Genomic DNA, 565 nt, shown 5'->3' with positions numbered 1-565 from the left:
TTATACTTTGAACAACCCCATACATTCGAACAAATATTGTTCATTCAGACAGCAGAGCCTGCGCTTGTTGGCCATGCTTAGATTACGTGATTTGTTTTGCTTCAGCATGTTCAGTATCCACTGCCTGATGACCGCTAAGTTTTCCCCAGCGAAGCCCGCTCTGGCCTGAAGTTGATCCTCTCCGAACGCAATATCTAAAGTCCAGTGCAGCAGATTTTCTACCGACCAGTGCGCTCGGGTTGCCTTCAGCGCTGAGGTGGCATCCAACGCTCGGCTACTTATATAAAATCTCACGAAATCATAGCCTTTGCCATTTTCAATTCGCTCAGCCTGCACGGCTATGATCGTCTTCGCTTTCCACTGCTGGCAAACTGGCATGCTTTCATCAACCACCAGAACCCAACAACGTCGATGCTCTTTTCGCCCATGTTCTGAGTCAAATTGTTCAGTAAAGCCGTGCCCCGAAACATCGCTTTCATTCTTATCCCAATACGCTTGGAACTGTTCTTTTACTTCAGTATTGAGGCTAGGTTGGTTGTCTTTCACCGCAAGCAGGTAATCCCCC

Annotated in this window: 1 pseudogene; it reads right to left on the bottom strand. The window is 47.6% G+C overall.

The features are described from left to right. Window positions 1-565: pseudogene (locus MUW49_RS21655) on the bottom strand (ISAs1-like element ISKpn9 family transposase); the annotation flags it as partial.

The sequence above is a fragment of the Aeromonas sp. LsrichE-8G genome (assembly GCF_022869435.1).
GTDB lineage: Bacteria > Pseudomonadota > Gammaproteobacteria > Enterobacterales > Aeromonadaceae > Aeromonas > Aeromonas caviae.
The sequence above is the reverse complement of the archived record's forward strand: the minus strand, read 5'-3'. Positions and strand labels throughout refer to the sequence as shown.